General features: G+C 38.6%; 27 protein-coding genes and 1 pseudogene. 14 read left to right on the forward strand and 14 right to left on the reverse strand.

Annotation, left to right across the window (positions count from 1 at the left end):
* Together BANA01_RS30085 and BANA01_RS26360 are read left to right on the forward strand one after the other, a co-directional pair.
* Positions 1-432: pseudogene (locus BANA01_RS30085) on the forward strand (hypothetical protein); the annotation flags it as partial.
* 246 nt (positions 433-678) lie between these two features.
* Entirely contained in the window at positions 679-966 is a 288-nt protein-coding gene (locus BANA01_RS26360; RefSeq protein WP_034672934.1) for a restriction endonuclease, read from the forward strand.
* 430 nt (positions 967-1,396) lie between these two features.
* Here BANA01_RS26360 and BANA01_RS26365 read toward each other — a convergent pair whose 3' ends face one another.
* Positions 1,397-2,299, reverse strand: a complete 903-nt coding sequence (locus BANA01_RS26365) for an acyl-ACP desaturase (protein WP_034672932.1) — start codon at positions 2,297-2,299, stop codon at positions 1,397-1,399.
* Between the two features lie 633 nt (positions 2,300-2,932).
* On the opposite strand from BANA01_RS26365, the gene BANA01_RS26370 reads away from it, so the two are divergent.
* The 12 genes from BANA01_RS26370 (at position 2,933) to BANA01_RS26425 (ending at position 12,359) form a co-directional block, all read left to right on the forward strand.
* Positions 2,933-3,694: a GntR family transcriptional regulator gene (locus BANA01_RS26370; protein WP_034672930.1), complete on the forward strand. Its 762-nt coding sequence runs from the start codon at positions 2,933-2,935 to the stop codon at positions 3,692-3,694.
* 25 nt (positions 3,695-3,719) lie between these two features.
* Positions 3,720-4,448 carry an amidohydrolase family protein gene (locus tag BANA01_RS26375; RefSeq protein ID WP_034672928.1) on the forward strand — a complete coding sequence of 243 codons (729 nt, stop codon included), beginning with the start codon at positions 3,720-3,722 and terminating at the stop codon, positions 4,446-4,448.
* A gap of 1 nt (position 4,449) precedes the next feature.
* On the forward strand, positions 4,450-4,839 hold the full coding sequence (locus BANA01_RS26380; RefSeq protein WP_034672926.1) for a PTS sugar transporter subunit IIA: 390 nt from the start codon (positions 4,450-4,452) through the stop codon (positions 4,837-4,839).
* A 13-nt stretch (positions 4,840-4,852) separates the two neighbouring features.
* A complete protein-coding gene (locus BANA01_RS26385) occupies positions 4,853-5,329 on the forward strand; it encodes a PTS sugar transporter subunit IIB (RefSeq protein WP_034672924.1) in 477 nt (158 codons plus the stop codon).
* A gap of 31 nt (positions 5,330-5,360) precedes the next feature.
* Entirely contained in the window at positions 5,361-6,113 is a 753-nt protein-coding gene (locus tag BANA01_RS26390) for a PTS mannose/fructose/sorbose/N-acetylgalactosamine transporter subunit IIC (RefSeq protein ID WP_034672922.1), read from the forward strand.
* Between the two features lie 12 nt (positions 6,114-6,125).
* Complete coding sequence (locus tag BANA01_RS26395) at positions 6,126-6,944, forward strand: PTS system mannose/fructose/sorbose family transporter subunit IID (RefSeq protein WP_034672920.1); 819 nt, start codon at positions 6,126-6,128, stop codon at positions 6,942-6,944.
* A 40-nt stretch (positions 6,945-6,984) separates the two neighbouring features.
* The gene (locus tag BANA01_RS26400; protein WP_052106275.1) at positions 6,985-7,704 is read left to right on the forward strand and encodes an amidohydrolase family protein; all 720 of its coding nucleotides are present in this window, start codon (positions 6,985-6,987) and stop codon (positions 7,702-7,704) included.
* Between the two features lie 72 nt (positions 7,705-7,776).
* A complete protein-coding gene (locus tag BANA01_RS26405) occupies positions 7,777-8,763 on the forward strand; it encodes an IF-2B domain-containing protein (RefSeq protein ID WP_052106274.1) in 987 nt (328 codons plus the stop codon).
* Positions 8,763-9,578: a BtpA/SgcQ family protein gene (locus BANA01_RS26410; protein ID WP_034672918.1), complete on the forward strand. Its 816-nt coding sequence runs from the start codon at positions 8,763-8,765 to the stop codon at positions 9,576-9,578. Before BANA01_RS26405 ends, BANA01_RS26410 begins: the two co-directional genes overlap by 1 nt.
* 55 nt (positions 9,579-9,633) lie before the next feature.
* Positions 9,634-9,900: a phosphocarrier protein HPr gene (locus tag BANA01_RS26415; protein ID WP_034672916.1), complete on the forward strand. Its 267-nt coding sequence runs from the start codon at positions 9,634-9,636 to the stop codon at positions 9,898-9,900.
* A gap of 311 nt (positions 9,901-10,211) precedes the next feature.
* Complete coding sequence (locus tag BANA01_RS26420) at positions 10,212-10,826, forward strand: TetR/AcrR family transcriptional regulator (protein WP_063255359.1); 615 nt, start codon at positions 10,212-10,214, stop codon at positions 10,824-10,826.
* An 18-nt stretch (positions 10,827-10,844) separates the two neighbouring features.
* Positions 10,845-12,359, forward strand: a complete 1,515-nt coding sequence (locus BANA01_RS26425) for a DHA2 family efflux MFS transporter permease subunit (RefSeq protein ID WP_063255360.1) — start codon at positions 10,845-10,847, stop codon at positions 12,357-12,359.
* Positions 12,360-12,417: 58 nt separating this feature from the next.
* Here BANA01_RS26425 and BANA01_RS26430 read toward each other — a convergent pair whose 3' ends face one another.
* From BANA01_RS26430 to phnG, 13 genes are all read right to left on the reverse strand, one after another.
* Positions 12,418-13,377, reverse strand: a complete 960-nt coding sequence (locus tag BANA01_RS26430; RefSeq protein ID WP_063255361.1) for a siderophore ABC transporter substrate-binding protein — start codon at positions 13,375-13,377, stop codon at positions 12,418-12,420.
* 180 nt (positions 13,378-13,557) lie between these two features.
* Positions 13,558-14,910, reverse strand: coding sequence for a glycosyltransferase family 2 protein (locus BANA01_RS26435; RefSeq protein WP_063255362.1), 1,353 nt, complete (start codon positions 14,908-14,910; stop codon positions 13,558-13,560).
* Between the two features lie 312 nt (positions 14,911-15,222).
* Positions 15,223-16,083, reverse strand: a complete 861-nt coding sequence (locus BANA01_RS26440) for a PhnE/PtxC family ABC transporter permease (protein WP_063255363.1) — start codon at positions 16,081-16,083, stop codon at positions 15,223-15,225.
* Entirely contained in the window at positions 16,083-16,868 is a 786-nt protein-coding gene (locus BANA01_RS26445; protein WP_063255364.1) for a PhnE/PtxC family ABC transporter permease, read from the reverse strand. The genes BANA01_RS26440 and BANA01_RS26445 overlap by 1 nt, the downstream gene beginning before the upstream one ends.
* The gene (gene phnC / locus BANA01_RS26450) at positions 16,858-17,646 is read right to left on the reverse strand and encodes a phosphonate ABC transporter ATP-binding protein (RefSeq protein ID WP_063255365.1); all 789 of its coding nucleotides are present in this window, start codon (positions 17,644-17,646) and stop codon (positions 16,858-16,860) included. Before phnC ends, BANA01_RS26445 begins: the two co-directional genes overlap by 11 nt.
* A gap of 179 nt (positions 17,647-17,825) precedes the next feature.
* Positions 17,826-18,857: a phosphate/phosphite/phosphonate ABC transporter substrate-binding protein gene (phnD, locus tag BANA01_RS26455; RefSeq protein WP_063255366.1), complete on the reverse strand. Its 1,032-nt coding sequence runs from the start codon at positions 18,855-18,857 to the stop codon at positions 17,826-17,828.
* A 93-nt stretch (positions 18,858-18,950) separates the two neighbouring features.
* Positions 18,951-19,670: a phosphonate C-P lyase system protein PhnL gene (locus BANA01_RS26460; protein WP_063255373.1), complete on the reverse strand. Its 720-nt coding sequence runs from the start codon at positions 19,668-19,670 to the stop codon at positions 18,951-18,953.
* A gap of 53 nt (positions 19,671-19,723) precedes the next feature.
* The gene (gene phnM / locus BANA01_RS26465; RefSeq protein WP_063255367.1) at positions 19,724-20,902 is read right to left on the reverse strand and encodes a phosphonate metabolism protein PhnM; all 1,179 of its coding nucleotides are present in this window, start codon (positions 20,900-20,902) and stop codon (positions 19,724-19,726) included.
* 30 nt (positions 20,903-20,932) lie between these two features.
* Positions 20,933-21,772: an ATP-binding cassette domain-containing protein gene (locus BANA01_RS26470; protein ID WP_063255368.1), complete on the reverse strand. Its 840-nt coding sequence runs from the start codon at positions 21,770-21,772 to the stop codon at positions 20,933-20,935.
* On the reverse strand, positions 21,773-22,627 hold the full coding sequence (locus BANA01_RS26475; RefSeq protein WP_063255369.1) for an alpha-D-ribose 1-methylphosphonate 5-phosphate C-P-lyase PhnJ: 855 nt from the start codon (positions 22,625-22,627) through the stop codon (positions 21,773-21,775).
* Positions 22,627-23,745 (reverse strand): carbon-phosphorus lyase complex subunit PhnI, encoded by a 1,119-nt coding sequence (locus BANA01_RS26480; RefSeq protein WP_063255370.1) that lies wholly within the window; start codon positions 23,743-23,745, stop codon positions 22,627-22,629. Before BANA01_RS26480 ends, BANA01_RS26475 begins: the two co-directional genes overlap by 1 nt.
* Entirely contained in the window at positions 23,745-24,350 is a 606-nt protein-coding gene (phnH, locus tag BANA01_RS26485) for a phosphonate C-P lyase system protein PhnH (RefSeq protein ID WP_063255371.1), read from the reverse strand. Before phnH ends, BANA01_RS26480 begins: the two co-directional genes overlap by 1 nt.
* Before the next feature lie 16 nt (positions 24,351-24,366).
* The gene (gene phnG, locus BANA01_RS26490) at positions 24,367-24,792 is read right to left on the reverse strand and encodes a phosphonate C-P lyase system protein PhnG (RefSeq protein ID WP_063255372.1); all 426 of its coding nucleotides are present in this window, start codon (positions 24,790-24,792) and stop codon (positions 24,367-24,369) included.
* Positions 24,793-25,074 lie beyond the last annotated feature (282 nt).

Consider the following 25,074-nt stretch of genomic DNA (forward strand, 5'->3'; position numbering starts at 1 on the left):
GTGCTTGTTCCATCCATAGTCATCGTAATTGTCATTCATGTCCTGCATGTTGTAATCATCGTGCTTGTTATGGTTGTACTGCTTTTTGCCATCACGATTTTGGTTATTTCTGTCCTTGTTATCACCACCATAATCACCATGGTTGTGGTTTTCACCATGCTTCATACAATCATAGTGCTTGTTGTCTTTGTCCTTGTTATTACAACCATCATGTTTGTTGTTATTGCCCTTATTGTTCCAATCATCGTACTTATCGTATTGATCTTGTTTATTGCCGCTATCATGCTTGTCGTTGTGATCGTGTTTTTCCTTATTGTCATGCTTGTCTTTTCTATGATGGTGATGATGCTTATGATGCTTTTTCTTACCTGGCATTTTCCTTACTCCTTTCTTAACAAACCTTTTTATATAGATAGTTTATTAAGAAAATGAAAAATGGATTGGACGAGTATCCATCATAATACGTTTTTTAGAATATGCTTAAAAAACCCTTCCCTACTAAGGCAACCATCCTGCTATAACAGGGACAAATTGATAAAAAATATGCCCTTTACAAAAATAGAGATAAGATGAATTTACAAATGGAAATTTGCAAATAAATATGTACATCTGTTTCCTACTTTGTTAATTGGGGCATGGAACGAGGGCAATGAGAGGAAGCAAGTAGGGGGTATAGGAATGGGTACATGTGAACTTTGTGAGCGAGAGGAGGTTGAAACAACCGTCCACCATCTGCTGCCTAAAGAAATGGGTGGTACATTCGGTGCTACGGCCGATTTATGTATCCCTTGCCATAAACAAATCCATGCTCTTTATACAAATGAAGAAATCGCAGCGCGTTTAACAACCATCTCTGAACTAAAGGAAGATTCCCAACTCTCTCGTTTTCTTAAATGGATTCGAAAGCAGCCTTCCACAAAAATAATGAAAATAAAAAAGTCTAATGCGCGGAAACGGAAACGTTAGTCCCGACACATTATTGGCGGTGCCTTTCTAGCTGGTGCCTGTCACATTGTTACTGGTGGCTGTCACCTAGTTCTGCTTACCTGCCAAAACCTCTTCCCTACCTGCATTTTTCATTCAGTTACCTGCAAAATTAACCATTTTACCTGCCAAAACCTATCATTTCATCAATATCTATCACGCAGGGAACCCCAATTAGCTGTAAAAGCCAGACAACAGCCTGGCTCTTTAGAGTAAATCGTAGAAATGGGGCTTAAACTAGAGGAAGTAGATAGATTTTCAAATACCTTCTTCCATGAAAAAACTCCTACCTGCCAATAACTCTCCCCTACCTGCATCATTTATTTGTTTACCTGCCTGATTCAGCATCCAATCTGCAAAAATCATGGATTTACCTGCATAGCAATCTCGCAGGGAAAACTCAATATAGTATCTATTTACTTGCGGTTTGCACCCGATAAAATCGATCCCTCACACGCTTAAGCCTTGCATGGTATTTTAGAATATCCAACCGCGCCTTTTCTGCTTCAGGAGCAATCGGTCTAAGATTCTCAATATCCCAATAATCCACAATAACATCCAGTACTTGATCAAAATATTCAAGCGGTCCGTAATTGGCTTCCTTTGCAATAATCGACATCCGGTCCTCAAAATCTGGCATGACCGTACCTGGCATTTGAAAATTCTTAATGACATAACCTAGGTAGTAGCAATAATTCGGCTCCAATTGCAGGTGCAGCTTGATGACATCACGATAAAAAGCATAATGAAGCGTCTCATCCTTGGCGAGGCGTCTAAGAAGCGTTGCCAGTTCTTTATCATGTGGTCCTGCTACCTTTGCCACATTGTAATAAAAAACCATGGTTGCGAGTTCTTGGAGCGATGTATAAACCATCGTCTCAAAAGGGGTATGAAAATCCGGCTCCCAGCCTCCTTCTACTGTCTGCTTGTGCAATTGGCGAATTCGCTTAGGGTCTGCATTTCTTGTAATTAAAAGATACGTTTCCAAAAGGTTAGAATGCTGATCTTCTTCTGCTGTCCAGGTATGTACGAAATCCTTAATCACAGATAGCGACCCTTTGAAGGTTTGATCGAGATGGGAGGTGAACCAAGGAAGATTAACCTCTGTCAAAAGAGCTGTCTCTACTGCCGTTACAACACCCGGTGGCAGTGTTACCTGTTCTGGGTTCCAAGGTACTCTCTTAAAATCCTGTGCCTTATCCCAAGGCAAGAAATCATGATAGCCCCAATCAATTTTTGCAGCCCTTCGTTTATGTTCCTCATATAGTTCCTTTAATTGCGGTTCAAGTCTAAAGTCTAAATGGTTCGTTAACAAATAAATCCCTCTCCTTTTCATTCCTTTACCGTATTACTATATTAAATCACATAATTAACAATATTCCGATTCTAAGGGCTTCATTTTTGAAAAGTATAATTGCTCACAGTGGACGACTGTATCCTCAACAATCTTATGGCAGCTAACAGGCACGTCATTGAGCATCAGCATTTTTTCTAATACGCCTTTTTAATTTATAGACTCCACAATACGCTTCACTTTATTAACCACCTAATCTTATATTTTTTTATGTTTATTATTTTCTTCATTTTTGGTCACTCTAATACTCTTGTAGAGAATAAATCCTAGTCTTCATTCACTGCTAATTTACTAACTTCTTTTTTTAAAATTACTATCCCTTTGATAGTCTTCTATTCAAAAAAAAAACTGAATTAATTAAATTGACAATATATTTATAAAGGTTTATATTAAGTATAACATTTACTTGTTATAACGTTATATCCTTTTATAACAAGTAAACGTTTACACCTACTTGTTATAATGTTATAATAGGTTTAAAGCAATAAGATGTATAAGGAAAGAGATAATGGCTTTTAGAAAAAAAGCCATATTTGTTTACCTTAACTCGTTATAACGTTATATCAAATAAAAGGATTAAATAGGTGATGTTTTATGAAACAGTCGAAAATCGATAAGAATTCAAAGGTACCACTACATTATCAAATCTATGAGGATATCAAGGGGGAAATTGAAAGTAAAGTCTTGCAAGCGGGAGACATGCTTCCTTCGGAAAGTGATCTGCAAAATTTATATGATGTTAGCAGAATAACAGTCAGAAGGGCAATTCAAGATTTAGAAAATGATGGATTTGTTAAAAAGTCACAAGGTAAGGGCACCATTGTTTGCGCTAATAAGCAAAAATATGATTTACAAAGGTTAACAAGCTTTAGTGAAGACGTAAAAAAGCTAGGAGAAATATCGAGTTCGATTATCCGCGACTTTAAAGTGATAAAGGCCGATAGTAAAACAGCAAAATCTTTAGGAATTGCGGAGGGAGATGATGTTTACTATTTAGAGAGAAGCCGATTAAGTGGTGACAAAATCGTCGGTTTACACAAGGCTTATATAAAAAAGTCCAGTGACTTTTCTCTTGATAGAACAGAGTTTGATGAAACAACATCCTTATATGAAACACTGAAAAGTAAAGGAATCAAATTAAAACACGCCAATGAAATTTTAGAAGCTCAAATACCTGATAAGGAAATTCAAAAAAGCTTAGGTATTAGTGATAATATCCCGATCTTTTTTAAAGAGCGTGTTACGTTCAATACTGCGGGTTTACCAATTGAGTTTGTAAAAATGTATTATCGATCAGATATTTACCAATATAGAGTAACTCTTGATGTAAGTGATGAGAACAATAACACTTTATAATAAATATTTTTAAAGGAGAATTTAAATGAAAATTTACGACGTTCATTCTCACTTAGGTAAAACAAGCTCCGGTGAAGAAAATACTCCAACCGATATTGTAGAAGAATTAGGAAGATTTGGGATTACTAAAATTGGGATTAGCAGCTTGTCTGGCATTTCGACCAGACAACAAAATGACACCATCTATAATGCGATGCAGGAATACCCTGGAATTATTGAAGGGTACGGTTTTATTAACCCTAAAGCACCAGATGCGATTGAGGAAGTTCATCGATGTTTAGGGGAATATAAAATGAATGGAATTAAATTCCACTCATGGAAGCATGGTTACTATCCAGATAACACACCTAGTCTTAATGATATTTTCTTTGAAATTGCCAAATACGGGGTACATGTACAGACTCATGTCGGTACGGCCCCATTAGCAACGCCATATGTGTGGGCTGATTATGCCAAGAAATTCCCAAATATCGATTTTCTCTTTACACATACTGGCTATTATGAGTTTGGTTTATCATCCATTGAAGCGGTAAAAAGTTTAGATAATGTTTGGGTTGAAACTTCAGGACAAATGAATGTAGAAGTGTTGAAAAAATCTGTTGAGATTCTAGGACCTGAACGGGTTGTTTTTGGAGTAGACTGGCCATATAAACTCGTAAATATTGAGCTTGAAAAATTCTGGGAATTAAATATTCCTGAGGATCAATTAGAGTACATTTTTCATAAGAATGCCGAATATTTATGGAGGTTTTAAAATGATTCATATATTAGTAGTCACCCATGGCTTGATGGCGGAAGGAATTGTCCAAACCGCCAAAATGTTTACAGGAGAGCAGGAAAACGTAGATTATTTATCCTTTAAAGAGGATATGGGGCAGGAAGAACTGATCGAGTTACTAGAAGAAAAAATGAAAGGGATTGCAAAGGAAGAACAATTGTTAATTTTCTGTGATATTTTAGGTGGCACCCCCTTTAATGTAAGCAGCAGATATTCTTTTAATAATGAAAATATAGCTGTTTTTTATGGAGTCAACTTACCAATCCTAGTAACAGCGATATTATCTAGAGAAGGACAAAACCTTAATGACCTTACCTCTTTACTAGTTGAATCTAGCAATGAGAGTTTAGGATTAAGCACATTATAAAGGAGAGATACAAATGAACATTACTGTATTTAGAATTGATGAGAGATTAATACATGGACAAATTGTCACTGCTTGGATTGCTTATGCAGAAGCGAATCAAATAATTGTCGCAGATGATAAAGCAGCTAACGATGAGTTTCAAAAAACGTTATTACAGTTGGCAACACCTAAAAATATTAATCTGAAAATTCTAGGTGTCGAAGATGCGATTAAAATGATCAAGGAAGATACTAGCGATACAAAGGTACTTTTACTCGTTAGAGGTCCGAAGGAAGCGCTTCAAATGATTGAGGGCGGCGTTGCTGTAAAAGAGATTAATATCGGAAATATCAATATGAAAAAGGGCAAAACGAAAGTACTAGGTAATCTTTGGATTGACAGTGAGGATATTAGCAATTTGACGAAGTTAAGTGAATTAGGGATTTCTCTTGATATTCGTACAGTACCAAATGAGCGCAGCCAAGATGCGATGAAATTAATTCATAAATAATAATAAAAGGTAGCCGACAGGAGGAAAAATGATGAGTATTCTACTTACAGCCATACTCGTAGCGTTATTTGTGACCATTGCTTATATTGATTCCCATACCTTTCAAACCCATATTTTCAGACCTATCTTTGTAGGTCCGGTTGTTGGTTTAATCATGGGAGATGTTTCAACAGGATTAGCCGTTGGTGTAACGATTGAATTAATGTTTCTTGCCGTTATCTTTGTTGGGACAGCAACACCTCCTGACCCAACACTTAGTACAGCCATTGCAACTGGGATCGCTATTCTTGGCGGCGGTGGTACAGAACTAGCCGTGGCAACCGCTCTTCCAGTTTCATTTATTGGACAAATCGCCACTACTTTCCAAAATACGGTGATTAACATCTGGTTTATGCACCGGGCAGAAAATGCGATATCGAAGTTAAATACTAGAGGATTAGTATTAAATAACACGGTCTATCCAATGTTAACGAATGCAGTTTTATACGGAATTCCAGCTTTCCTTGCTATTTATTTCGGAGCCGATTTTGTAAAAGGAATCATTGAGGCCATTCCAGATAAAATTATTACCGGTTTATCTGTCGGCGGAGGAATGATTGGTGCAGTCGGATTTGCCTTACTTTTAAGTACAATCCAAGTAAAAAAATTCTGGCCATTTTTATTCTTAGGTTTCTTCTTTGCATCCTATTTAAAAATCAATATGATCGGAATCGCGTTACTAGGGGTAATTTGTGTAGCTTTGTATTATTACTTAAAGATTGATGATCAAAACGCTAACGCATAAGGGGCGATATAAATGGAAAACGAAAAAAAGTTAACCAAGAAAGATTTATGGAAAGTCTTTTGGAACCAAATGACCATTCGTACAGCTAATAACTATGAGCGTCAACAAAATGCGGGTTTTACCCAAGCAATGATGCCTGTTATAGAAAAAGTATATGATGACCCCGAGGATAAAAAAGAAGCATATGACAGGCATATGGAATACTTTTTAACCCAAGATATGGTTTCAGCACTACCTGTTGGGATTAGTGCAGCAATGGAAGAAAGGTATGCAAATGAAAGAGACTTTGATCCATCTACAATTAACTCTGTCAAAACTGCCCTAATGGGTCCTCTAGCTGGGTTAGGTGATTCCCTGCTAAATGGTACAGCAAGACCAATCTTTGCAGGACTTGCCATCTCGTTAGTGAGCGCTGGAACTGGTTGGGTTGGACCGATCATGTTTGTTATTTGTATGGCTATCCTTTCTCTCGGCGTTCGATACTTAGGAGTGTTCCAAGGTTATAAACAAGGGGTTTCTCTTGTTGCAAAATTCCAGTCATCTGGGCTTATTAGCAGAATTTCAGAACTGGCAGGGATTGCTGCCTATATTATCGTCGGAGGATTCATCCCAGCTTTAGTTTACTTGCATATTCCGATTGAATACACATCCGGAGAGACAACGATTAAGATTCAAGAAACATTAGATGGTTTAATGCCTGGTGTATTAGGGTTGCTTTATACAGGTTTAATGTATTATCTGATTACAAAGAAAAAAGTTTCAGCGATTAAATTAATATTCATTACCATGATTGTTGGAATTGTCGGAGTATACGCTGGTATTTTAGGTTAATAGTTTAGAAGATACCAAAGGAAAGGTGTGTAGTAAAGTGATGATTGATATACACGCTCATGTTAAACGAGATAGGACAACGTACAACTATCTCGAACAAGAATTATTGGATGATATGAAAAAAAATAATATTACTTCCAGAGTGGTTTCCGCTATCGAAGGGAAATCGATTCAGGATCAAAATAACTATATCGCTGATTTTGTTTCGAGATATCCAGATCAGTTAATTGGTTGTGCTGTAATTAATCCGAAAGAAGACAATTCAATAGATGAAACTAGGAGAGTTTTGACCCTTCCTGGTATTAAAATGATTGAATTTAACTCACTTGAACATGGTTACTACCCTGATAGCTGCCCAAATTTAGATCCAATTTTCGATATTCTTGAAGAAAATCGAATCCCGGTCAAGGTGTTTACTGGTATTGGAGCACGATCCATGCCGCAGCAATGGGCAGTACATGCTAAAAGGCATCCAAACCTGCCATTTATTTTTCTTCATATCGGCTGCTTTGACTATGGTTACGGCTGTGTAGATGTAGCAGCAGAAAATGAAAATATTTATGTTGAAACCTCATATCAGTATGAGATTCAAGTTTTAAGAAAAGCTTTTTCAACGCTGCCTAAAGAAAAATTACTATTTGGTTCATCCTATCCAACGGTTTTGACCAAATCTTCTGTGAATGTATTTGATATGTTTGACTTAGAGAAGGACTATTTAAATAGTATTTATTATAAAAATGCAGCAGTTTTACTAGAGTAATTACTTGTCTCTAAATAAATGTTTTCCGCATTCCTATTGGATGCGGAAAATGAAAAAAGAAGGATGGATTTTATGAAACTAGATGTGCGAAGTGTGCGAATGCTTCTGCCCGAAAATGTCCAGCCATTATTCGATGATATCGTCGAGCAAAGAGTGTTGGGTGCAAGTAATCACATTTCAATGATTGGCGATATGATTGAATCGATTGCATTAGATGGAAAGAAGAATAATAGCGAAATCAAAGAGATTGTTGATAGAATCCAGGCCGTAACCAACTATTTTATCAAAACTAGAGGAGAAGCCAGTCAAGCGATCAGTAATGCCATCTTGCTAATGACACAAAATCTAGAAGGACTATTAGATTATAATCTTGATGATGCCGTGGATGAAATGATTAATAGTAAAAATAACTATCTCGATTATAATAGCATTGCTACCGAGAAAGTCATTGAATATGCTAGCTGTGTCGTAGAAAATATGAGAAATATTTTCGTTTATGACTATTCTAGTACCGTAGACAAACTCTTGAAAAAAATTGGCGGGAACGAGCAAAAATATACGATTTATATTCCTGAAAGCAGGATTATTGATGGCGGGTTACCTTATGTTAAGAGCTGTAAAGGGGCGCAGCATAATATAAAATTTTTCCCGGATGCCGCACTTATGTACTATTTAAAAGAATGTGATGTTGCACTGATGGGGGCAGAAACCTACTTCCCAGATGGTACCGGCTTTAATACCACAGGTTCGGACCTGGTTGGTTTAGTATGTGATTATTATAAAATACCATTGTATTTCCTAACTCCTCTAATCAAATTAGATATTCGCCCAATTTATGGATATAAAAAAGAATTAGTGATCAATGATTTGGAAACGAAACTGACAAAAGAATGGCAGGATAAGAGTCTGGCAGAAAATATTAACTTCAAAGCCCCTGAATTATTGGGCGTTGAACCAAAACATATCAAAGGATTTGTTACAGAAAAGGGAATTATCCCGGCAGAGCAAATGTTCAATGTGAGTCTGGATTATTATAAAGAGTTAGGAGGAGCGATATAATGAGTAAATTATTTCGTCCGAACTGCACTGTTTTATCGATGATTCAGCCGCCTCCGCTTCCTGGAAGCTATCGGCACACTGATCAAACAATTGATGAAATTGTTTATGAGTCTCTTAAAGAAACAGAAATGGTTCAAGAAAACGGATTTGATGGGATTATCATTCAAAATATGAATGATATGCCGATCAAGCAGCATTCTGAGCCTGAAGCCATCGCTTATATGACGAGAATTGCATATGAAATAAGAAAAGAGTTTCCTGCTTTAACAATGGGAATATTAATGAATTGGGACGGAGTTTCTGGATTGTCTGTAGCGGACGCTGTGGGTGCAGACTTTGTAAGAGTTGAGCACCTATTTACCGGGGCAAATGTGACAAGTGCCGGGATCCTTCAGGCACAATGTGTAGATATAGCGAAATTAAGAAAGAGAATTAGAACCAAAGTTCCGGTGTATGCAGATGTATATGAAGTACATGGTGTACCTCTAGGCAGAAAGCCCATCGAAAACGCAGCCTGGGAAGCAGTCCATGAGGCGTTCGCTGATGGCCTGTTTATCTCAGGAAATAGCACCGAGGAAAGTGTCGAAATCATTAAAAAGGTAAGAACAAAATTACCTGATACCCCTGTATTCCTGGGCGGTGGGGCAACAGGAGATAACATATTCGAGCTGCTAAAACATTACGATGGTGTTTCCGTCGCATCATGGATTAAAAACGGCGATATGAAAAATCCAATCGACCCTGAAAGAGCAAGAATCTTTATGAACGAAGCAAACAAATCAAAACAATATAGAGAAAGTTTAACAAACAATTGATTTAGGTGACAGGCACTACTGATTTCACTAGCTACAAAAAGGAGACTGACTTTTTATGGTAGAAAAGAAATTTACTGTAGTAGATAAGACAGGGATTCATGCGCGTCCAGCTACTGTTTTAGTGCAGACGGCGTCCAAATTTGATTCAAATATTAACCTCGCCTTTAATGGAAAGGAAGTAAACTTAAAGTCCATTATGGGTGTTATGTCTCTTGGTATTCCATTCGGTGCCAACATCACAATTATTGCATCTGGTCCTGATGAAGAAGAAGCCATCACCGCACTTTCTGATACCTTAGGTGCACATGGATTAGGCGAATAAATAAAAAGAAGAATATAAAAAGTGAAACAGGCTTAAAAATTCTTTCATAGCCGGTTTCACTTTTTCTAGTTCGTTGTTTCGTTAGTTTAGGAAGCGTCAATGGTAAAATTCACTTCGATTAGTCATAATACCCCATCCCTTCTTTTCTTTACCACACACAATCACATCCGACACTTTCACTATCTCAAAAAGGTGACAGGCACCAAAAATGACACTGTGTCACTTTTTTGTTGACTTATGACATGGTGTCATCTATAATCTGTTAGTACCCAATTGTGACACGGTGTCACACATCGGATAGGAGAATGATTATGCCCAAACAAACGTTTTTTCATTTATCGAAGGATAAACAGGATACTTTAATTGAGGCTGCTAAGAAGGAGTTTTCGAGGGTTCCTTTGCATGAGGCGTCGATTGCAAATATTATCAAAAGTGCTGGGATTCCACGAGGCAGCTTTTATCAATATTTTGAGGATAAAGAGGATTTATTTTATTACTTGTTAAATCAATTATCCGTAAAAAACCATCTAAGATTTATTTCCGTTCTTCAGGAAAAAAACGGAGATTTATTTGAAACGCTTATTACTAATTTTCAATTTATGCTGGAGGTCCATCGAGACCAAGAACATAAAAACTTTTTTAGGAATGTTTATTTAAATATGAATTATAAAAATGAAAAAACCTTAGCGTACCATGTTTATGAGGAAAACCAGAAAACACAGTATTTTAATATCATCAAATTAATCGATACAACCAAATTGAACATTCACAATGAACAAGAATTACACCATGTTATTAAAATCGTGATGGGCATTACCTTTCAAAATCTGGTTCAGCTGTTCGCTAAGGACTATAGCGATGAAGAAGCGCTAAAAAACTATCTTGTCCAGATTGACCTTCTAAAAAGAGGCTTGCTAAAAAATTAAGGAAAAGGGAGAAAATATATGGATACATCATTACAAAAAAAACCACCATATTTAATGATTGCGATTCTTTTTGTTGGAGCATTTGTCTCTTTTCTAAATAACTCACTATTAAATGTGGCGCTGCCATCCATTATGGTGGATTTAGAAATCAAGGATTATTCAACCGTTCAGTGGTTAGCAACTGGCTATATGCTTGTCAGCGGAATCTTAATTCCAGCGTCAGCTTTTTTACTAACACGATTTTCGAATCGTAGTTTATACATTACATCCATGGTACTCTTCACGCTCGGTACAGCACTCGCTGCTTTTGCCCCAAACTTTGGTCTTTTACTAACAGGCCGTATGGTTCAGGCAGCCGGTTCTTCCGTGATGGGACCTTTATTAATGAACATCATGTTAGTCAGCTTTCCTCGTGAAAAACGAGGTACGGCAATGGGGATTTTCGGATTAGTAATGATTACAGCACCAGCAATCGGTCCAACGCTTTCCGGTTACATCGTAGAATACTACGACTGGCGCGTACTATTTGAAATGATATTACCATTAGCCATCATTAGTTTAGTATTGGCCGTTTGGAAGCTAGAAAATGTAATGGAACAAAATAAAAATGCAACACTTGATTACCTTTCAGTCGTATTATCATCCATCGGTTTTGGCGGATTACTCTATGGGGTAAGTTCAGCAAGCTCGGATGGCTGGGACGATACCATCGTCTTAACCACGATCATTGTAGGTGGTATTTCCTTAATCGCTTTTATTATTCGTCAATTAAAAATGGATCAGCCATTATTAGATTTACGTGTTTATAAATATCCGATGTTTGCCCTTGGCTCTGTCATTGCCATCGTCAACGCAGTCGCCATGTTCTCAGGTATGATCTTAACACCTGCTTATGTACAAAACGTTCGTGGAATTTCACCACTTGATTCAGGATTAATGATGCTGCCGGGTGCGGTTGTGATGGGAATTATGTCGCCAATCACTGGTAAACTATTCGATAAATTTGGCCCGCGAATCCTTGGCGTAATCGGACTTACGATTACCGGCGTATCCACCTATATGCTGGCGCACTTACAAATTGATTCTAGCTACACCTATATTATTCTTGTCTACACATTGCGAATGTTAGGGATGTCTATGGTGATGATGCCAATCATGACGAACGGGTTAAATCAATTACCAACGGTGTTAAATCCACATGGTACAGCAATTAACAACACTGCTCAGCAAGTATCTGGCTCCATTGGTACAGCGGTACTCGTAACGATTATGAACTCCGTGACAAAAACAGAAGCAACTAGCCTTATGGCTGGTGTCGACCCGACAACACTTACAGAAGCTTCGACTGCTCTATTAACACAGAAGGCTTTATTAGCCGGAATTCAATATTCTTTCTATGTAACACTCGCCATTAATATTGTGGCTCTCGTATTGGCCCTATTTGTTAAACGGGTGGATACAAGTGAAGAAGTAGTTAGAAAGCTAGAGCAGCAGGGCAACAGACAAATTAAGCCTGTAGCACAATCTAATTAAACGAAAACCTCCCCATCTAAGTTAGTTCAGACGGGGAGGTTTTCTAGTTTTTATCCGATTATTTTAATGCTGCTTTCACTTCTTCAACCATAGATTGGGTTGAGTGAATACCATTTCCTGCAATGTACCAGTTCACTGCGTCTAAGTAAATAATCTTGCCATTTTTATACGCATTTGTTTTCTTTACCAGCTCATTTTCAAGGGTATCTTTCGCTCCCACTTCTCCGCCAATGGCGGCTGAGCGGTCAATCACAAATAGAACATCTGGATTCTTTTCTAAGATATATTCAAACGTGATACTTTGACCGTGCTGTGAAACTTCAATGTTTTCGTCTACTGCTTTGAAACCAAATACATCATGTACAAAACCATAACGTGATGCTGGACCATAGGCACTTACCTTTCCTTCATTCGCCAATAAAATCAATGCCTTGCTGTCCGATGCGGTTGCTTCTTTATTTAACTCCTTAATACTTGCTTTTAGCTCATCCATTTTTTCAGCGAGTACGTCTTCCTTTTCAAAAATTTCTGCTAAGAGGTTGAAATTCTTTTCAAGTGACGATATATAGTTTGCATAATCTACATCTACGAATACCGTTGGAGCAATCTCTGCAAATTGATCATACAGTTCCGCTTGTCTTGCTGAAATGAAAATAACATCTGGCTGTAATTCGTGCAGTGCTTCAAAATCAGGTTCTTTTAAGCTTCCTACATTGGTATATTCTGAACCTGCATACTTCTCTAACGTCTTTGGTACGATGGCTTGTGGAAGACCGACTACTTCTACGCCCAGTGTATCTAATGTATCAAGTACTCCAAAATCAAATACAACTACCTTCTCAGGGTTCTTTTCAATGGTAACGTCTCCGTATTTATGAGTAATCGTGATTTCTTTTGCTTCTTCTTTCGTTTTTTCTCCTTCAGAACCTGAAGATTTGCTTGCTTCCTCTGAACTGCCACACGCAGCTAATAAGAAAAACAAAGTGAATAGTAAAGAAATCAGACCTAATTTTTTCATCCTTAATGTCTCCTTTAAATGAATTTAACTGAAAATGATTATCATTATCACATTTATATATTATATTTTCAGATAAATGGTGTCAATAGGTAATTGAGAATTACTTTCAAGTAAAAAATCTGTGACCAATGCAAAAAGGGAGGTATCTCAGTACTCACCTCCCTTACAACACCTATAATCTTATTTCCACTTCCTCTTAGATTTAAAAATCTCTTGCAGATACCCGTATACAGATACCGGAGACATGATCAATTGATAGCCAAGAAAGTAAAAAATAAACCCTATTATATTCTTACGAATTCTAAGTTTCAAACGTTTAAATACAAAATTCCTTTGATAGAAATAGAGAATACTATAACTCATTAGTGTTAAGGGCAAAACAAATAATGTCGCAGGACCAACAATCAAGTAGTTCCCGAAAAACGCCAAAATCAGTCCGGGAATCCAGCATAATGTGAAGGTTACATCTAAATAAGGCATGATCAAATTAACACCAGTCATATATTTCACATACATTTGCGGCTGTCTCCAAGGTTTCACTTCATGCAACCCTTCAATCATACCTCTAGCCCATCGTGCACGCTGCCGCACCAAATGTTTAAATGAACTGGGAACTTCAGTAAAAGCAACCGCACAAGGCTCAAAATATACCTTCCATTTTCTTTCGAGCAGCCGCCAAGTTAAAACAATATCTTCACCGATGGCGTCAGGCCAACCTCCAACTTCTTTAATGCATTCTGTCTTGTATAGACTGTAGGCACCTTGGGCTACTAAAGTACCTTGATAGAGACCCTGAAGTCTTTTTATCGATGCGATCCCTAAGAAATAATCCCATTCTTGCATTTTCGTCAATAAATTCTCTCTACTGTTTTTTGCCAAAACACTGCCTGCGACTGCGCAAACTTCTTCAGGGCTTGATTTCATTCTTGAAACAAGGTAGCGGATAGAGGATGGATGAAGCAGCGTATCAGCATCCAAGGTAATGAAATAGGGAGTAGAAACGGCCTTTAGCGCACGGTTAAGAGCGTGAAATTTTCCTGGTTTATTTTCATGGACCAACATAATTTCAATAGACAATTTCTTCTTTGCCTTTCTTACTTCATGAACCGTTTGGTCCGTTGAACAATTATTAATAACGGTGACCTTTATTTTACCTAAATAGTCTTGCCGATCTATATATTGCAATGTTTGGAAGATTTTATCTTCCTCATTATGCGCAGCAATAAGGATAGTAATTTCATCCTGAGGGAATTCATTTTTAGAAGGAGGCTGATGATCTAATATTAGGCTAATAACCAGAAATGCGTTCATATAACCCGGAACGTAGGCTAGTCCTCCAATGATTAGTAATGCCAGTGGATATGATACATGAAAAGCTAAATCTTTTAACCAAGGATGAGCGATATAAATCGAGACGCATAACCATAAAAGCGCAAAGCAATGGCTAAGCCAAAACTTACCGACAACTGGAATATATAGAGGTTTGTGTGTAGTCTCTACCTGTGAATCGGTTGATTTTAGTTTAGGTATCATACATTATGCACCCTTCAGAGTTAAATTTATCAAATCACCATCTTTAAATAATCCACTTTACACAACTTCTCGTTTTCTCTTTCACTGCCTAAAATATATTTGGAATAGTAAATTAATGATTCGACAAGATTGCCGCGAGTTCCTTCAAATTTAGATAAAATAACCTATGACAATTTACCTATAAACTTCGACAAAATTCGAGAGGTGACAGGCACCGTCCAGATACAAAAAAGAGAGGTATATTTATACCCCTCCGTCATCCAACTACGGCAACACCGGCCGCTTTTCACGATTATGATGAAAATTTTATTCTTACCCATTAACCTTGAGTTTCTTTTTCAATCGGATTGCTACCAATTCCAAAAGGATGGCAATAGCTAAGATAAAATAGGTGATGGCGCCGATTTCCCTAATATCTAAGTAGAAACTGCTTGCCATAAACATGTCAAATCCGATGCCGCCAGCACCTGCTGCTGCTCCCATGGCGATAGCAACGGCAAAGTTAATTTCAAATCGAAGAAATGTCCAAGAAATCATATACGTGAGGGAGGATGGAATCACCGCTTGAAAGATAATCTGCCACCAGTTTGCTCCACTCGCTTGAAGAGCTTCGATGACTCCTTTGTCTAATTCTTCAAAGGACTCAGAATAGGCCTTGACTAAATAGCTCACCGAATGGAACGTCATCCCAATGACGGCCGCAACACTTCCTAGGCCAGCCGCAACCGCAAAGATTAATACCCACAAAACGGTCGGAACAGCTCTTATAAAAGCAACTGAGCCCTTGACCACGGAGGAAACGCGTTTATTCGTCAGGTTTTCTGCAGCCAGTAATCCCAAAAACACAGCAATTACCGCTCCAAACAAGGTTGTTAAAAAGGCTAGACCCAACGTGACAAAAACTTGGTATAGCGCATGTGTGAAACTAAAATGTTTAAGATGCGGCTCTAGAAACATGGCTTTAAGATTTGCAAAAGTAGATAAAACCACTTCTCCAATATCAAGTTGTTTGTAGTCGAAACTAAAAAATGCGTAAACCGATAGAAGTGCGAGGATGATAAGTGTGCTTCTACTAATCACAGTCGATTTAGTCAAAGTTTTAATTCTAATTTTTTTGGGCAAATGCGGATCAAGTAATTGTTTTGCTGTGGTTAATTGTTCATTTGCTTCCATTACAGAACCGCCCTTCTAACATAATTGGATACAGATTCAATAAATAGTATCGCTGCGATAATAACGACAACAACCAAAGAAGCAACATCATAATTTAAGTTTTTATAATACAAGTTAAAAGTAAACCCAATTCCAGAACCAGTAAGCAACCCAATCAAGGTTGCACTTCTTATATTTGTTTCAATCATGAATAAAATCCAGCTGATCATTTGTGGAAGGCTTGATGGAATCACCGACTGAAAGATAATCGAAAAGTAACCAGCGCCAGTCGCTTGCAGCGCTTCAACAGAGCCGCTGCTGACCTCATCAATCGTTTCAACAAAAGCTCTTGTTAAAAAACCAAACGAACCAAAAAACAAGGCAAAATATCCTGTTAATGAACTTTGACCAAATGAAAATAGTAGAATCATGGCCCAGGCTGCCACATCAATATTTCGAAAAATGGTCGCAATTCCTCTGCTAATTCCGCCAAAAAAGGCATTCACTCTCGTCGTATTTGATCCTAGAATCGCAAATAGTAAGGCAACAACAGCCCCCGTAGTGGTTGCTGCAATCGAAACCAACAGCGTTTCGATTAGCTTATCCAGAATATCAGGAAGCTTCGTTAATGATTCTTGCGTTGGATAAAAGTTTGCTAAGCCCCATTCCACTGCTTTTGGAAGGGAAGTAAAGCCTTTAACAACATTGTACTCGGTGATGATAATGGCCAGTAACGTGACAGCACCTAGGATGGCAATAAACCCCAGCGTATTTCGTTTCTTTTTAGCAAAATAATTAGCTTGCATGGATGCCTCCTACATCAAAAATAAGATCTTCCGCTTCCGATCCGTAAATACGCTGAATATCTTCTTTTGTTATATTTTTAGGCGAGCCATTATAAACGACTTGACCATGGTTAATCCCAATGATTTTATCCGAGTACTTCAAAGCCACATCCACTTGGTGCAGATTTATTAGAACGGTAATGCCCATCGTCCTTGAAATGTTTCTCAAATGATCCATAATGATTTTGGCGGAATTTGGATCAAGTGAAGCAATCGGCTCGTCACACAAAAGCATCCGTGGATTTTGAATAAGAGCTCGAGCGATTCCAACTCGCTGCTTTTGACCGCCGCTCAATTGATCAGCACGTTTATAGATGTGTTCCTCTAAACCAAGAACATGTAGAATATTAACGGCCTGTTCCTTCTCTTCTTGACTATAAAGACCGAGAACTCCTGCCAATGTTGATTTTTTTCCCAAATTGCCATGAAGCGTATTTTCGATCACACTTAAACGATTGACTAGATTATAATGCTGAAAAATCATTCCGATTTTCGTTCGAATTAATTTTAAGTCCTTTTTCTTTAGATTCATTACGTTCATGTTATCAAAAATAATTTCTCCGCTACTTGCACCAATCATCCGATTAATACAACGAAGGAGAGTAGATTTCCCCGCTCCTGATGGACCGATGATCGAAACGAACTCTCCTTCTTGAACGGAGAAGTTAACATCCGATAACGCCTTCATATCACTACCAAATTGTTTGGACACATGATTCACTTCTAATAAGGCTGTCATAGGTTAACTCTCCTTACTATTTGGTTACTTATGGCTCTTTTCTTATACTTTGTTGTTTTTAGGAACAAAATTTAATAAGAAAAGAGCCAGCAAACTAAATTCTAAAGCGCGAAATCGATATTTCCACGTTAAAATCGGCTTTAAGATTTTAACAAAAATCATTTAGTAAACAGCCTTACTTATTTTGAAAGCTCACGATTGGGATTGAACCAAGCATCCTCTACTTCTACTAAACGCTCGTCTGCTGATTTCTTAAATAATCCTGAAAACTCAGAACCCTCTGGTACGAAGATTTTTTCATTGTTCGTAATTTCATCGGATGTCATAATTTCAAGAAGTTTAGCTTTAAGATCTTCATTCACAGTCTCTGCATTGAAGACAAATGGTGCATTTAAGACAGGAGTAACAGAAATAAGTGAAAATTCCTTTCCTGTTACAGTGTTAAATGGCTCTGCCGCATCCTTTTTCACTTGATACACAGCACCTGGGCGGTTCTCTTCTCCATCAGCAAGCTCTACATAATTATTCACACATGTATCACAGAAAGCTGCTACGTCCGCTTTGCCTGATAATAGATTGACTGCTGAACCCTGGTGGGAACCTCCATATAAAACTTCGCTAAAGAATTTATCTTCGCCGCCTTCAAGCAAATCTTCTGCGGTTAAGTCTTTGAACTCTCCCATTTTACTGAAGTAATCAACGATTCCTGTTGATGGCACTTTAAAACCTGATGTAGAACTATTGGATACAAAGGAGAATTTCTTACCTTGAATATTATCAATCTTAAAATCTTTGCCGTTCTGATAGTCATCAACATTGTCTTTATCTACGGCTAACCAGCTATAATAAACCGCATCTTCCAAGGTTCCAGACGCACCTGTAGGAACGACTAAAGGAAGCACTTTAGCATTTTTGTTATGTGCTTCAATGTATCCTTGTGCTCCTAGGAAAGCCATATCCGCGTTTCCATTGGCTACTGCTTCAATCGCAACAATATAGTCTGTTGTTGTTTGATGCTCGACTTTTTTTCCAGTTTTCTCTTCGATTACTTTTCCAATTTCATCACGAGCTTCTGTAAGATCTGCCCCAGATTCATTTGGAAGCCAAGCGATGGTAAGTGTATCTTTTTCGCCAGCTCCCGCAGAAGCTGAACAACCTGCAAATACAACTAACATAACGAAAGATAGTAAAAATAATAACGTCTTTTTCATCATCAAGCTCCTCACTATTTTTTATAAAATTTGTCCACTACCATACTGTACCAACGAATTGTCAAGCCACTATTAAACTTATATAAAGATTTGTTAAGAGTTGGTAAAACTGGTAGAGTGAGAGAAAATACCATTTTGCATGTTGTATTCTTGATTACATAAATGATTCATAAACTCAAGGTCATGAAAGATTCCAAGCATCGTTGTGCCTTCCTGCATGAGCTGTTCAATGAGAAGTTTCACCCTTATTTTAGAATCATGATCTAAACTCGCTGTCGGTTCATCTAATAGCAGCAGTCTCGGTTTTTTTACCATCGCCCGGGCGATATTAAGCCTCAGCTTTTCACCACCGGAAAAAGTGGTTGGGTAGCTGTCCCATAATTCCTCATCCAATTCAAAATGCGCGAGAATCTTCTCTGTTTCTTTTTCCGCCACGTCATGATTTTCCCCCATTTCAAGGATGGCTTGTTTCACAAGCTGTCTGGCAGTTGTTCGCGGCATGACATTTAAAAATTGGGACACATAGCCAATTTCATGCTTCCTTAAATAAAGCAGTTCCCGTTCCGTAGCATCTGCTAAATTTATGGGTCCGAATTTTTTTGAGTGGTACCAAATACTCCCTTGCCCGATACGATACGTTCCATAAATGCATTTTAAAATCGTCGACTTGCCGCTTCCGCTTTTTCCCGTAATCCCGACAAATTCTCCTTCTTTTATCACTATATCCACACTGCTTACCGCTCTGATATGTTTGCCTAAATTATGAAGGTCAAACGATTTGGATAAGTTTTTAATCTCTAGAAGAGTTTCCACCCATTCACCTGCTTTCTGAAATGCTCCGTTAATCTTCGACACGCGCGTTCTGCTTAAATGCGATAATTGGTTTTTTGAATCAGCTTTCCGTCCACAAATACTCCCGTAATGACTGGAAAATGATCATTAATTTTTTCAATGATAAGCAAATCTGCTTTTTTCCCTTCGCGAATAGAGCCAATTTCTCCGTCCATTTTTACAGCTTTGGCTGGGTTAATCGTGACAAGCTTCATCATATCCACTAAATCCATGCCATACTTTTCAACCAACTCAAAGATGGAATGAAGCATCGCGGCGGGATAGTAATCACTGCACAAGATATCAATCGATTCGTTTAGAATCGCTTCGGCTGCCCCCAAGTTTCCACTATGAGAACCTCCAAGAAGAACATTTGGAGCACCGGCAATCGTATACATACCAAGCTCCTTCGCTCGACGCGCTACCTCTAACGTAATGGGAAATTCACTAATGGTCGTCCCAAAACTATGAACAAGTTGAATTTTTTCAAGACTGTCGTCATCATGAGAGGCAACGGCAATCCCTTTCTCATGTGCAAGCTGAGCGATTTCCTTTATGTCTTCAATCGATAACTTCACTTTCGTTTGGTGTTTATGAATGAGAACATCAATCGAGGAATCACTAATATTGTTATAGCTCTTAACGGTATTTCGATATATTTCTAGATGACGATACTGTCCCTGTCCAGGAGTATGATCCATAAATGAAACCAAATGAACTTTGTCCTCTTTTATATAACATTTGAGATTTTCCATTTCTTCCACATTATCAATCTCAAATCTTGCATGAAACCGATGGCGGACAAGGTGCTTCATACTATGGGTCCGATCAATTAAATCAATAAATTTCCGAACATTTTCAGGCTCACGAATCGGCTTATACTCATAATCACTTCCTTTGAATAAGGAAAGAGAATGGAACATCGTCGTAATACCGTGGGCAATCAGTTGTTTCTCTGTTTCTCGTATAGCCAAATCAAAATTCATCAGTGAGGTCGGCCTAGGTGCAGCCATATGCTCGATGTAGTCCGAATGGATATCGATAAAACCTGGAGAAACATATCCTCCTGCTGCATCAATGACCTCTATCTGTTCCTCAAATTTAATCTCGCCTTTAGGAGCAATCTTCGTAATTCTGTCTTCTTCAATTAATAAATCATAGCCATACAAAACGGCTTCTTCGGTGATTAATCTTCCATTTGTAATGACAAACAAAGTAGTTCCCCCTAGATTAAGAATGGACTTTTACAGCAATGAATGAACAAGCTGCTGTGTATATTGATGCTGCGGGTCCTCAAGGATTTGATCTGTTAATCCTTGCTCAATGACCTTTCCTTCTAACATCACGAGCGTTCGGTCTGCCAGCATACGGATGACTCCTAGATCATGCGAAACAAGAACAATACTAATATTTAATTCCCGCTGCAGACTTTTAATTAAGTCGAGGACACTTGCTTGTACAGAAAGATCCAATCCAGTCGTCACTTCGTCTAGTAAAAGAAGTGGAGGGCGATTAGAAAGAGCTTTGGCAATTTGAACCCGCTGCTGCATTCCCCCCGAAAAGTTTTTCGGCGCCTCTTTTCGGCGGTGCACAGGGATGTTTACTTTATTTAGAAGTTCCATCCCTCTGTTCTCCATCATTCCTACATGGTGGCTGCCAGCTGCTATCAGCTTCTCGGCAATATTCCCAATCGAGGAAAAGTTCATTTTTAAACCCATCAATGGATTTTGATAGACTTTCCCCATAATGTGGTTACGAATATAGCGTTGCTGCTGAGAAGACTCTTGAAAGAGATTTCTCTCACCATGATGGTAGTCTGCTAGATATGCCTCTCCCGCCGATACTTCCTGGTCAAAGTAAAGGCATTGCATCAAGGTTGATTTTCCGCTGCCACTCTCTCCGACGATGCCAAGAACCTCTCCTGGAAAAACATCAAAAGATACATCTCTGCATGCATAAACCGTTCCACAAATCGGGCAATAGTTTTTAACGAGGGATTCCCCGTCTTGGCAATGTAGACATCCTTTACCAAACTGCTTATTTAAGTTTTTAATCGATAAAACCGGAACTTCAAATTCAGCCATTTATTTCACTCCAAATGGTTCGACTTCATTTAATATCTCAATACAATAGCTTGTATCATTACATTGATAGAACGTTTCATTCGTTTCTTCATCTACAAGCTCATCTAAAAATACTCCTGTTGAACCACATAATCGGCAATGCTTATCAAGAAAGGACTCCGGCTCAAACGGATAGTCTTCAAAGTCGAGCGAGACGACCTTTGTATATGGCGGGACTGCGTATACCTTCTTTTCACGACCCGCCCCTAACAGAATGAGTGCTTCACTTTCATGCATTTTCGGGTTATCAAATCGTGGGATCGGACTCGGTGCCATCACATAGCGATCATGAACCATCACCGGGTGATCTGCCCCTGTTGTCATACTTCCATATTTCATAATCTGTTCAAACAGCATTAACCAAGCCCCGCTATATTCTTTCTCCGCATGGAGTTTTTTCGTTTCATTTTCGCTTGGTTCATAGTCTCGAAGCGGTTCAGGAAGCGGCACCTGTAAGATAAGAATCTGATCTTTGTTTAACGGTACTTCGGGAATTCGATGTCTCGATTGAATAAGGGTTGCTTCCCTCGTATGATCCGTTGTTATCACCCCAGTCGTATCCGAAACGAGCTTTTTAATATTGACGGCATTAACAGATTCATCCGATCCTTGATCAATGACTTTTAGAACATCACTTCTGCCAATTAACGATAGCGTTAACTGCAAACCGCCAGTTCCCCATCCTCTGCCGATCGGCATTTCTCTTGAGGCAAATGGAACTTGATAACCAGGAATTGCAATCGCCTTTAGCGTGGCTCTTCTAATTTCTCTTTTTGAACCTTCGTCAAAAAAAGCAAAATTATAGGCTGTATTCATCAGATTTTCACCTCTTGTTCTGTTGATATCCCTGCCTTTTTCGTTTTCCGTACGCTATCCAGCTTAGATTGGAACGTAACATAATGAGGCATTTTCAAGTGTGAGATAAAGCCCGTCGATTCCACTGAATCAATATGATAAAGAACAAATTCTTCATTATGGCTAGGAAAGTCAGAACTTGGATGTTCAAGACAATTATCTAAAATACCCATCGCAATCGCCTTTGTTTCATTTTGGCCAAACACAAGGCCATAGCCGATTTCAAACTCCATTTCTTTTTTTCCGTATTCTTTTTCAACGGTAACTGGCATGAGCATTTCAACTTCTGTAACCTTGACTTCTCCAATATAAAAGGCATCATCGTCGTCGCCAGCATCTGTTGGATGATCAATCGTCACTGGTAAAGTGCCAACACGAAGCTCGCCAACAGTTGGGTGTAATGCTCCATAGCCCCGAATAACTGCATAGGCAAGGGATGTAACAGCTCCTGTTTCTCCTCTTGTTAAAATTTGCAGTCTTTGGCTTCTGCTTGATGGGAACTCCAGACTTTCTCTCGTCACATCATCAGGTTCAAGATTGTTGTCTTCGCAAGGGGGGATTAAGCCTTCCTTTCGCAGATAATCCAGCACCTTTGGTAACGTTAGCTTTTGCTCCTCACCTTGCATGCTTTCCTTGTGATACTGATGAAGCCATTCCTGGACGGTTTCGTCACTTTCATCTATTAAGTTAAAATCAAGCAGGCGATGAGTATAATCGGTGGTTGCTCCAAGAATTTGACCACCCGGGATATCCTTAAAGCTGGCCGAGATCCGACGCTCTACATTCATTTGTTGTGTTTCAATCACTCTTGAATAATGCTTCCTAGGGACCGTCGATCGATAAGCTCTTAGCAAAAATACTGCTTCTTCTGGATTTCCTTCTGCTTGTTTAATCGCGATAGCAGCTAAGGTTTCATTGTATAGACTGCTTTCAGACATCACCTGATCGATTAGTCCGCGCATACCAGCTTTAATTTTTTCTACCTCAATGGTTTGTCCCTGATGAATTCTTTCATATTTCAAACGCTTGATGGACTCTTCAATTGCATGCGTTCCACCTTTAACGGCTACATATCCCATTAAACCGTCACCCTATTTCTAGTAATTTGAGTGGTTCTAGGCAATGATAAAAGCTGATGATGTTGATCAATAAAAATCAAATCAATCCCTAACGGATATTCCTTGTTTTTTTCCTGGCGGCTTTCCAGCCAGTTTTCATTTAGATCCAAAAAAATGAGCTCCGTTGTGTGAATCCCTGGCCCTTTTAACAATAGGGCTTCACCGCTTGTCACAGAATCCACTTCCACGATAATGGTTGCGGATGTATGTGGATTCTTTAACGTCCCAGCCTTGGCATTTATAATGGCCTCTTCAAGCGATCCTTTCTTGGCATCTTGAAGGATTAATAGATAATCAGCATTTTTTGTTTCTGTCGGCTTCGCATAGGTTAATTGATTAATGGTTTGGGTAACCGTATCTGCTTGGGTAGAAAAAACCTTAAAAGAAACTTCCTGATCGAATAAGGTTTGGGCCAACAATAAAAGAGATGGTGTGCAGCCTTTGTTATCCTCCGCTTCTATCAAAGCCGCCTCTTTCTTCAAATCGGAAATGAGCCCTGGCCTTGAAGTAGAATCCACCATTTTTCGATAAACAGATTGAAGATCGTGAACGATATCTAGTTTCAAAGTCTTTTCCTCCCTATTAAACATCCATCGTTTCAAAGTTTACTTTTGTTTTTAAAATTGAATGATTGGCTGCAGCTATTTGCTCCTGAATGACTTTCTCCTCTTCTTCAAGCAGCAGCTCCATCCACCTAATCGTTTCTGGCGGCATGGCTTCAAACGCGGCGTCAATCACAGCGAGATGATACGAAAGCTCTGGCTGATCTCCTGCCACAATGCCAATTCCAATTTTCCCTTTGATTTGAACCTTACATTCTGTTACCAACACTTCACCAGGATAAAACAGGCTTTTTTGGGAAGTCTCTCGGACTTTCAACATCACTAAGCCACTTTCTGGCTCTTGTATGACCTTCACTTGATAGTTATCTTTTATACAATTGGCCATGTCCTCCACTATTTTGTGAGAGCCATTGATTAATATCTCTGTTCTTCGTCTTCTTTTCATCGAAGGCCTCCTAATGTCGTTGTTCTACAAGTTTTACTCTATCTTGTTGCCAAGTGTGCGAACGTAAAAGAATGGTTAAGTTTGTATTGGTTTTGTAAATACAGTGGGATTTCAAAAAAATCGGCCTTATAATGGCCGATTTTTGGGGCTGTTTTCTTCTTGATTGTGGTTTATAACAGATTAACTAAGGGGATGTTTCGGATACGGTTGCTTTTGAATTAACGGAACCTGTCTAATTGTCCTCGATTGTGAGGGGATTGGGGACAATTCTCATTTGTGGAC

Source organism: Neobacillus niacini NBRC 15566, assembly GCF_001591505.1.
GTDB lineage: Bacteria > Bacillota > Bacilli > Bacillales > Cytobacillaceae > Neobacillus > Neobacillus niacini.

Coding starts and splice junctions, on each gene's coding strand:
- BANA01_RS26360 (WP_034672934.1), top strand. CDS start 679: ATGGGTACATGTGAACTTTGTGAGCGAGAGGAGGTTGAAACAACCGTC.
- BANA01_RS26370 (WP_034672930.1), top strand. CDS start 2,933: ATGAAACAGTCGAAAATCGATAAGAATTCAAAGGTACCACTACATTAT.
- BANA01_RS26375 (WP_034672928.1), top strand. CDS start 3,720: ATGAAAATTTACGACGTTCATTCTCACTTAGGTAAAACAAGCTCCGGT.
- BANA01_RS26380 (WP_034672926.1), top strand. CDS start 4,450: ATGATTCATATATTAGTAGTCACCCATGGCTTGATGGCGGAAGGAATT.
- BANA01_RS26385 (WP_034672924.1), top strand. CDS start 4,853: ATGAACATTACTGTATTTAGAATTGATGAGAGATTAATACATGGACAA.
- BANA01_RS26390 (WP_034672922.1), top strand. CDS start 5,361: ATGAGTATTCTACTTACAGCCATACTCGTAGCGTTATTTGTGACCATT.
- BANA01_RS26395 (WP_034672920.1), top strand. CDS start 6,126: ATGGAAAACGAAAAAAAGTTAACCAAGAAAGATTTATGGAAAGTCTTT.
- BANA01_RS26400 (WP_052106275.1), top strand. CDS start 6,985: ATGATTGATATACACGCTCATGTTAAACGAGATAGGACAACGTACAAC.
- BANA01_RS26405 (WP_052106274.1), top strand. CDS start 7,777: ATGAAACTAGATGTGCGAAGTGTGCGAATGCTTCTGCCCGAAAATGTC.
- BANA01_RS26410 (WP_034672918.1), top strand. CDS start 8,763: ATGAGTAAATTATTTCGTCCGAACTGCACTGTTTTATCGATGATTCAG.
- BANA01_RS26415 (WP_034672916.1), top strand. CDS start 9,634: ATGGTAGAAAAGAAATTTACTGTAGTAGATAAGACAGGGATTCATGCG.
- BANA01_RS26420 (WP_063255359.1), top strand. CDS start 10,212: ATGCCCAAACAAACGTTTTTTCATTTATCGAAGGATAAACAGGATACT.
- BANA01_RS26425 (WP_063255360.1), top strand. CDS start 10,845: ATGGATACATCATTACAAAAAAAACCACCATATTTAATGATTGCGATT.
- BANA01_RS26430 (WP_063255361.1), bottom strand. CDS start 13,377: ATGAAAAAATTAGGTCTGATTTCTTTACTATTCACTTTGTTTTTCTTA.
- BANA01_RS26435 (WP_063255362.1), bottom strand. CDS start 14,910: ATGATACCTAAACTAAAATCAACCGATTCACAGGTAGAGACTACACAC.
- BANA01_RS26440 (WP_063255363.1), bottom strand. CDS start 16,083: ATGGAAGCAAATGAACAATTAACCACAGCAAAACAATTACTTGATCCG.
- BANA01_RS26445 (WP_063255364.1), bottom strand. CDS start 16,868: ATGCAAGCTAATTATTTTGCTAAAAAGAAACGAAATACGCTGGGGTTT.
- phnC (WP_063255365.1), bottom strand. CDS start 17,646: ATGACAGCCTTATTAGAAGTGAATCATGTGTCCAAACAATTTGGTAGT.
- phnD (WP_063255366.1), bottom strand. CDS start 18,857: ATGAAAAAGACGTTATTATTTTTACTATCTTTCGTTATGTTAGTTGTA.
- BANA01_RS26470 (WP_063255368.1), bottom strand. CDS start 21,772: ATGGCTGAATTTGAAGTTCCGGTTTTATCGATTAAAAACTTAAATAAG.
- BANA01_RS26475 (WP_063255369.1), bottom strand. CDS start 22,627: ATGAATACAGCCTATAATTTTGCTTTTTTTGACGAAGGTTCAAAAAGA.
- BANA01_RS26480 (WP_063255370.1), bottom strand. CDS start 23,745: ATGGGATATGTAGCCGTTAAAGGTGGAACGCATGCAATTGAAGAGTCC.
- phnG (WP_063255372.1), bottom strand. CDS start 24,792: ATGAAAAGAAGACGAAGAACAGAGATATTAATCAATGGCTCTCACAAA.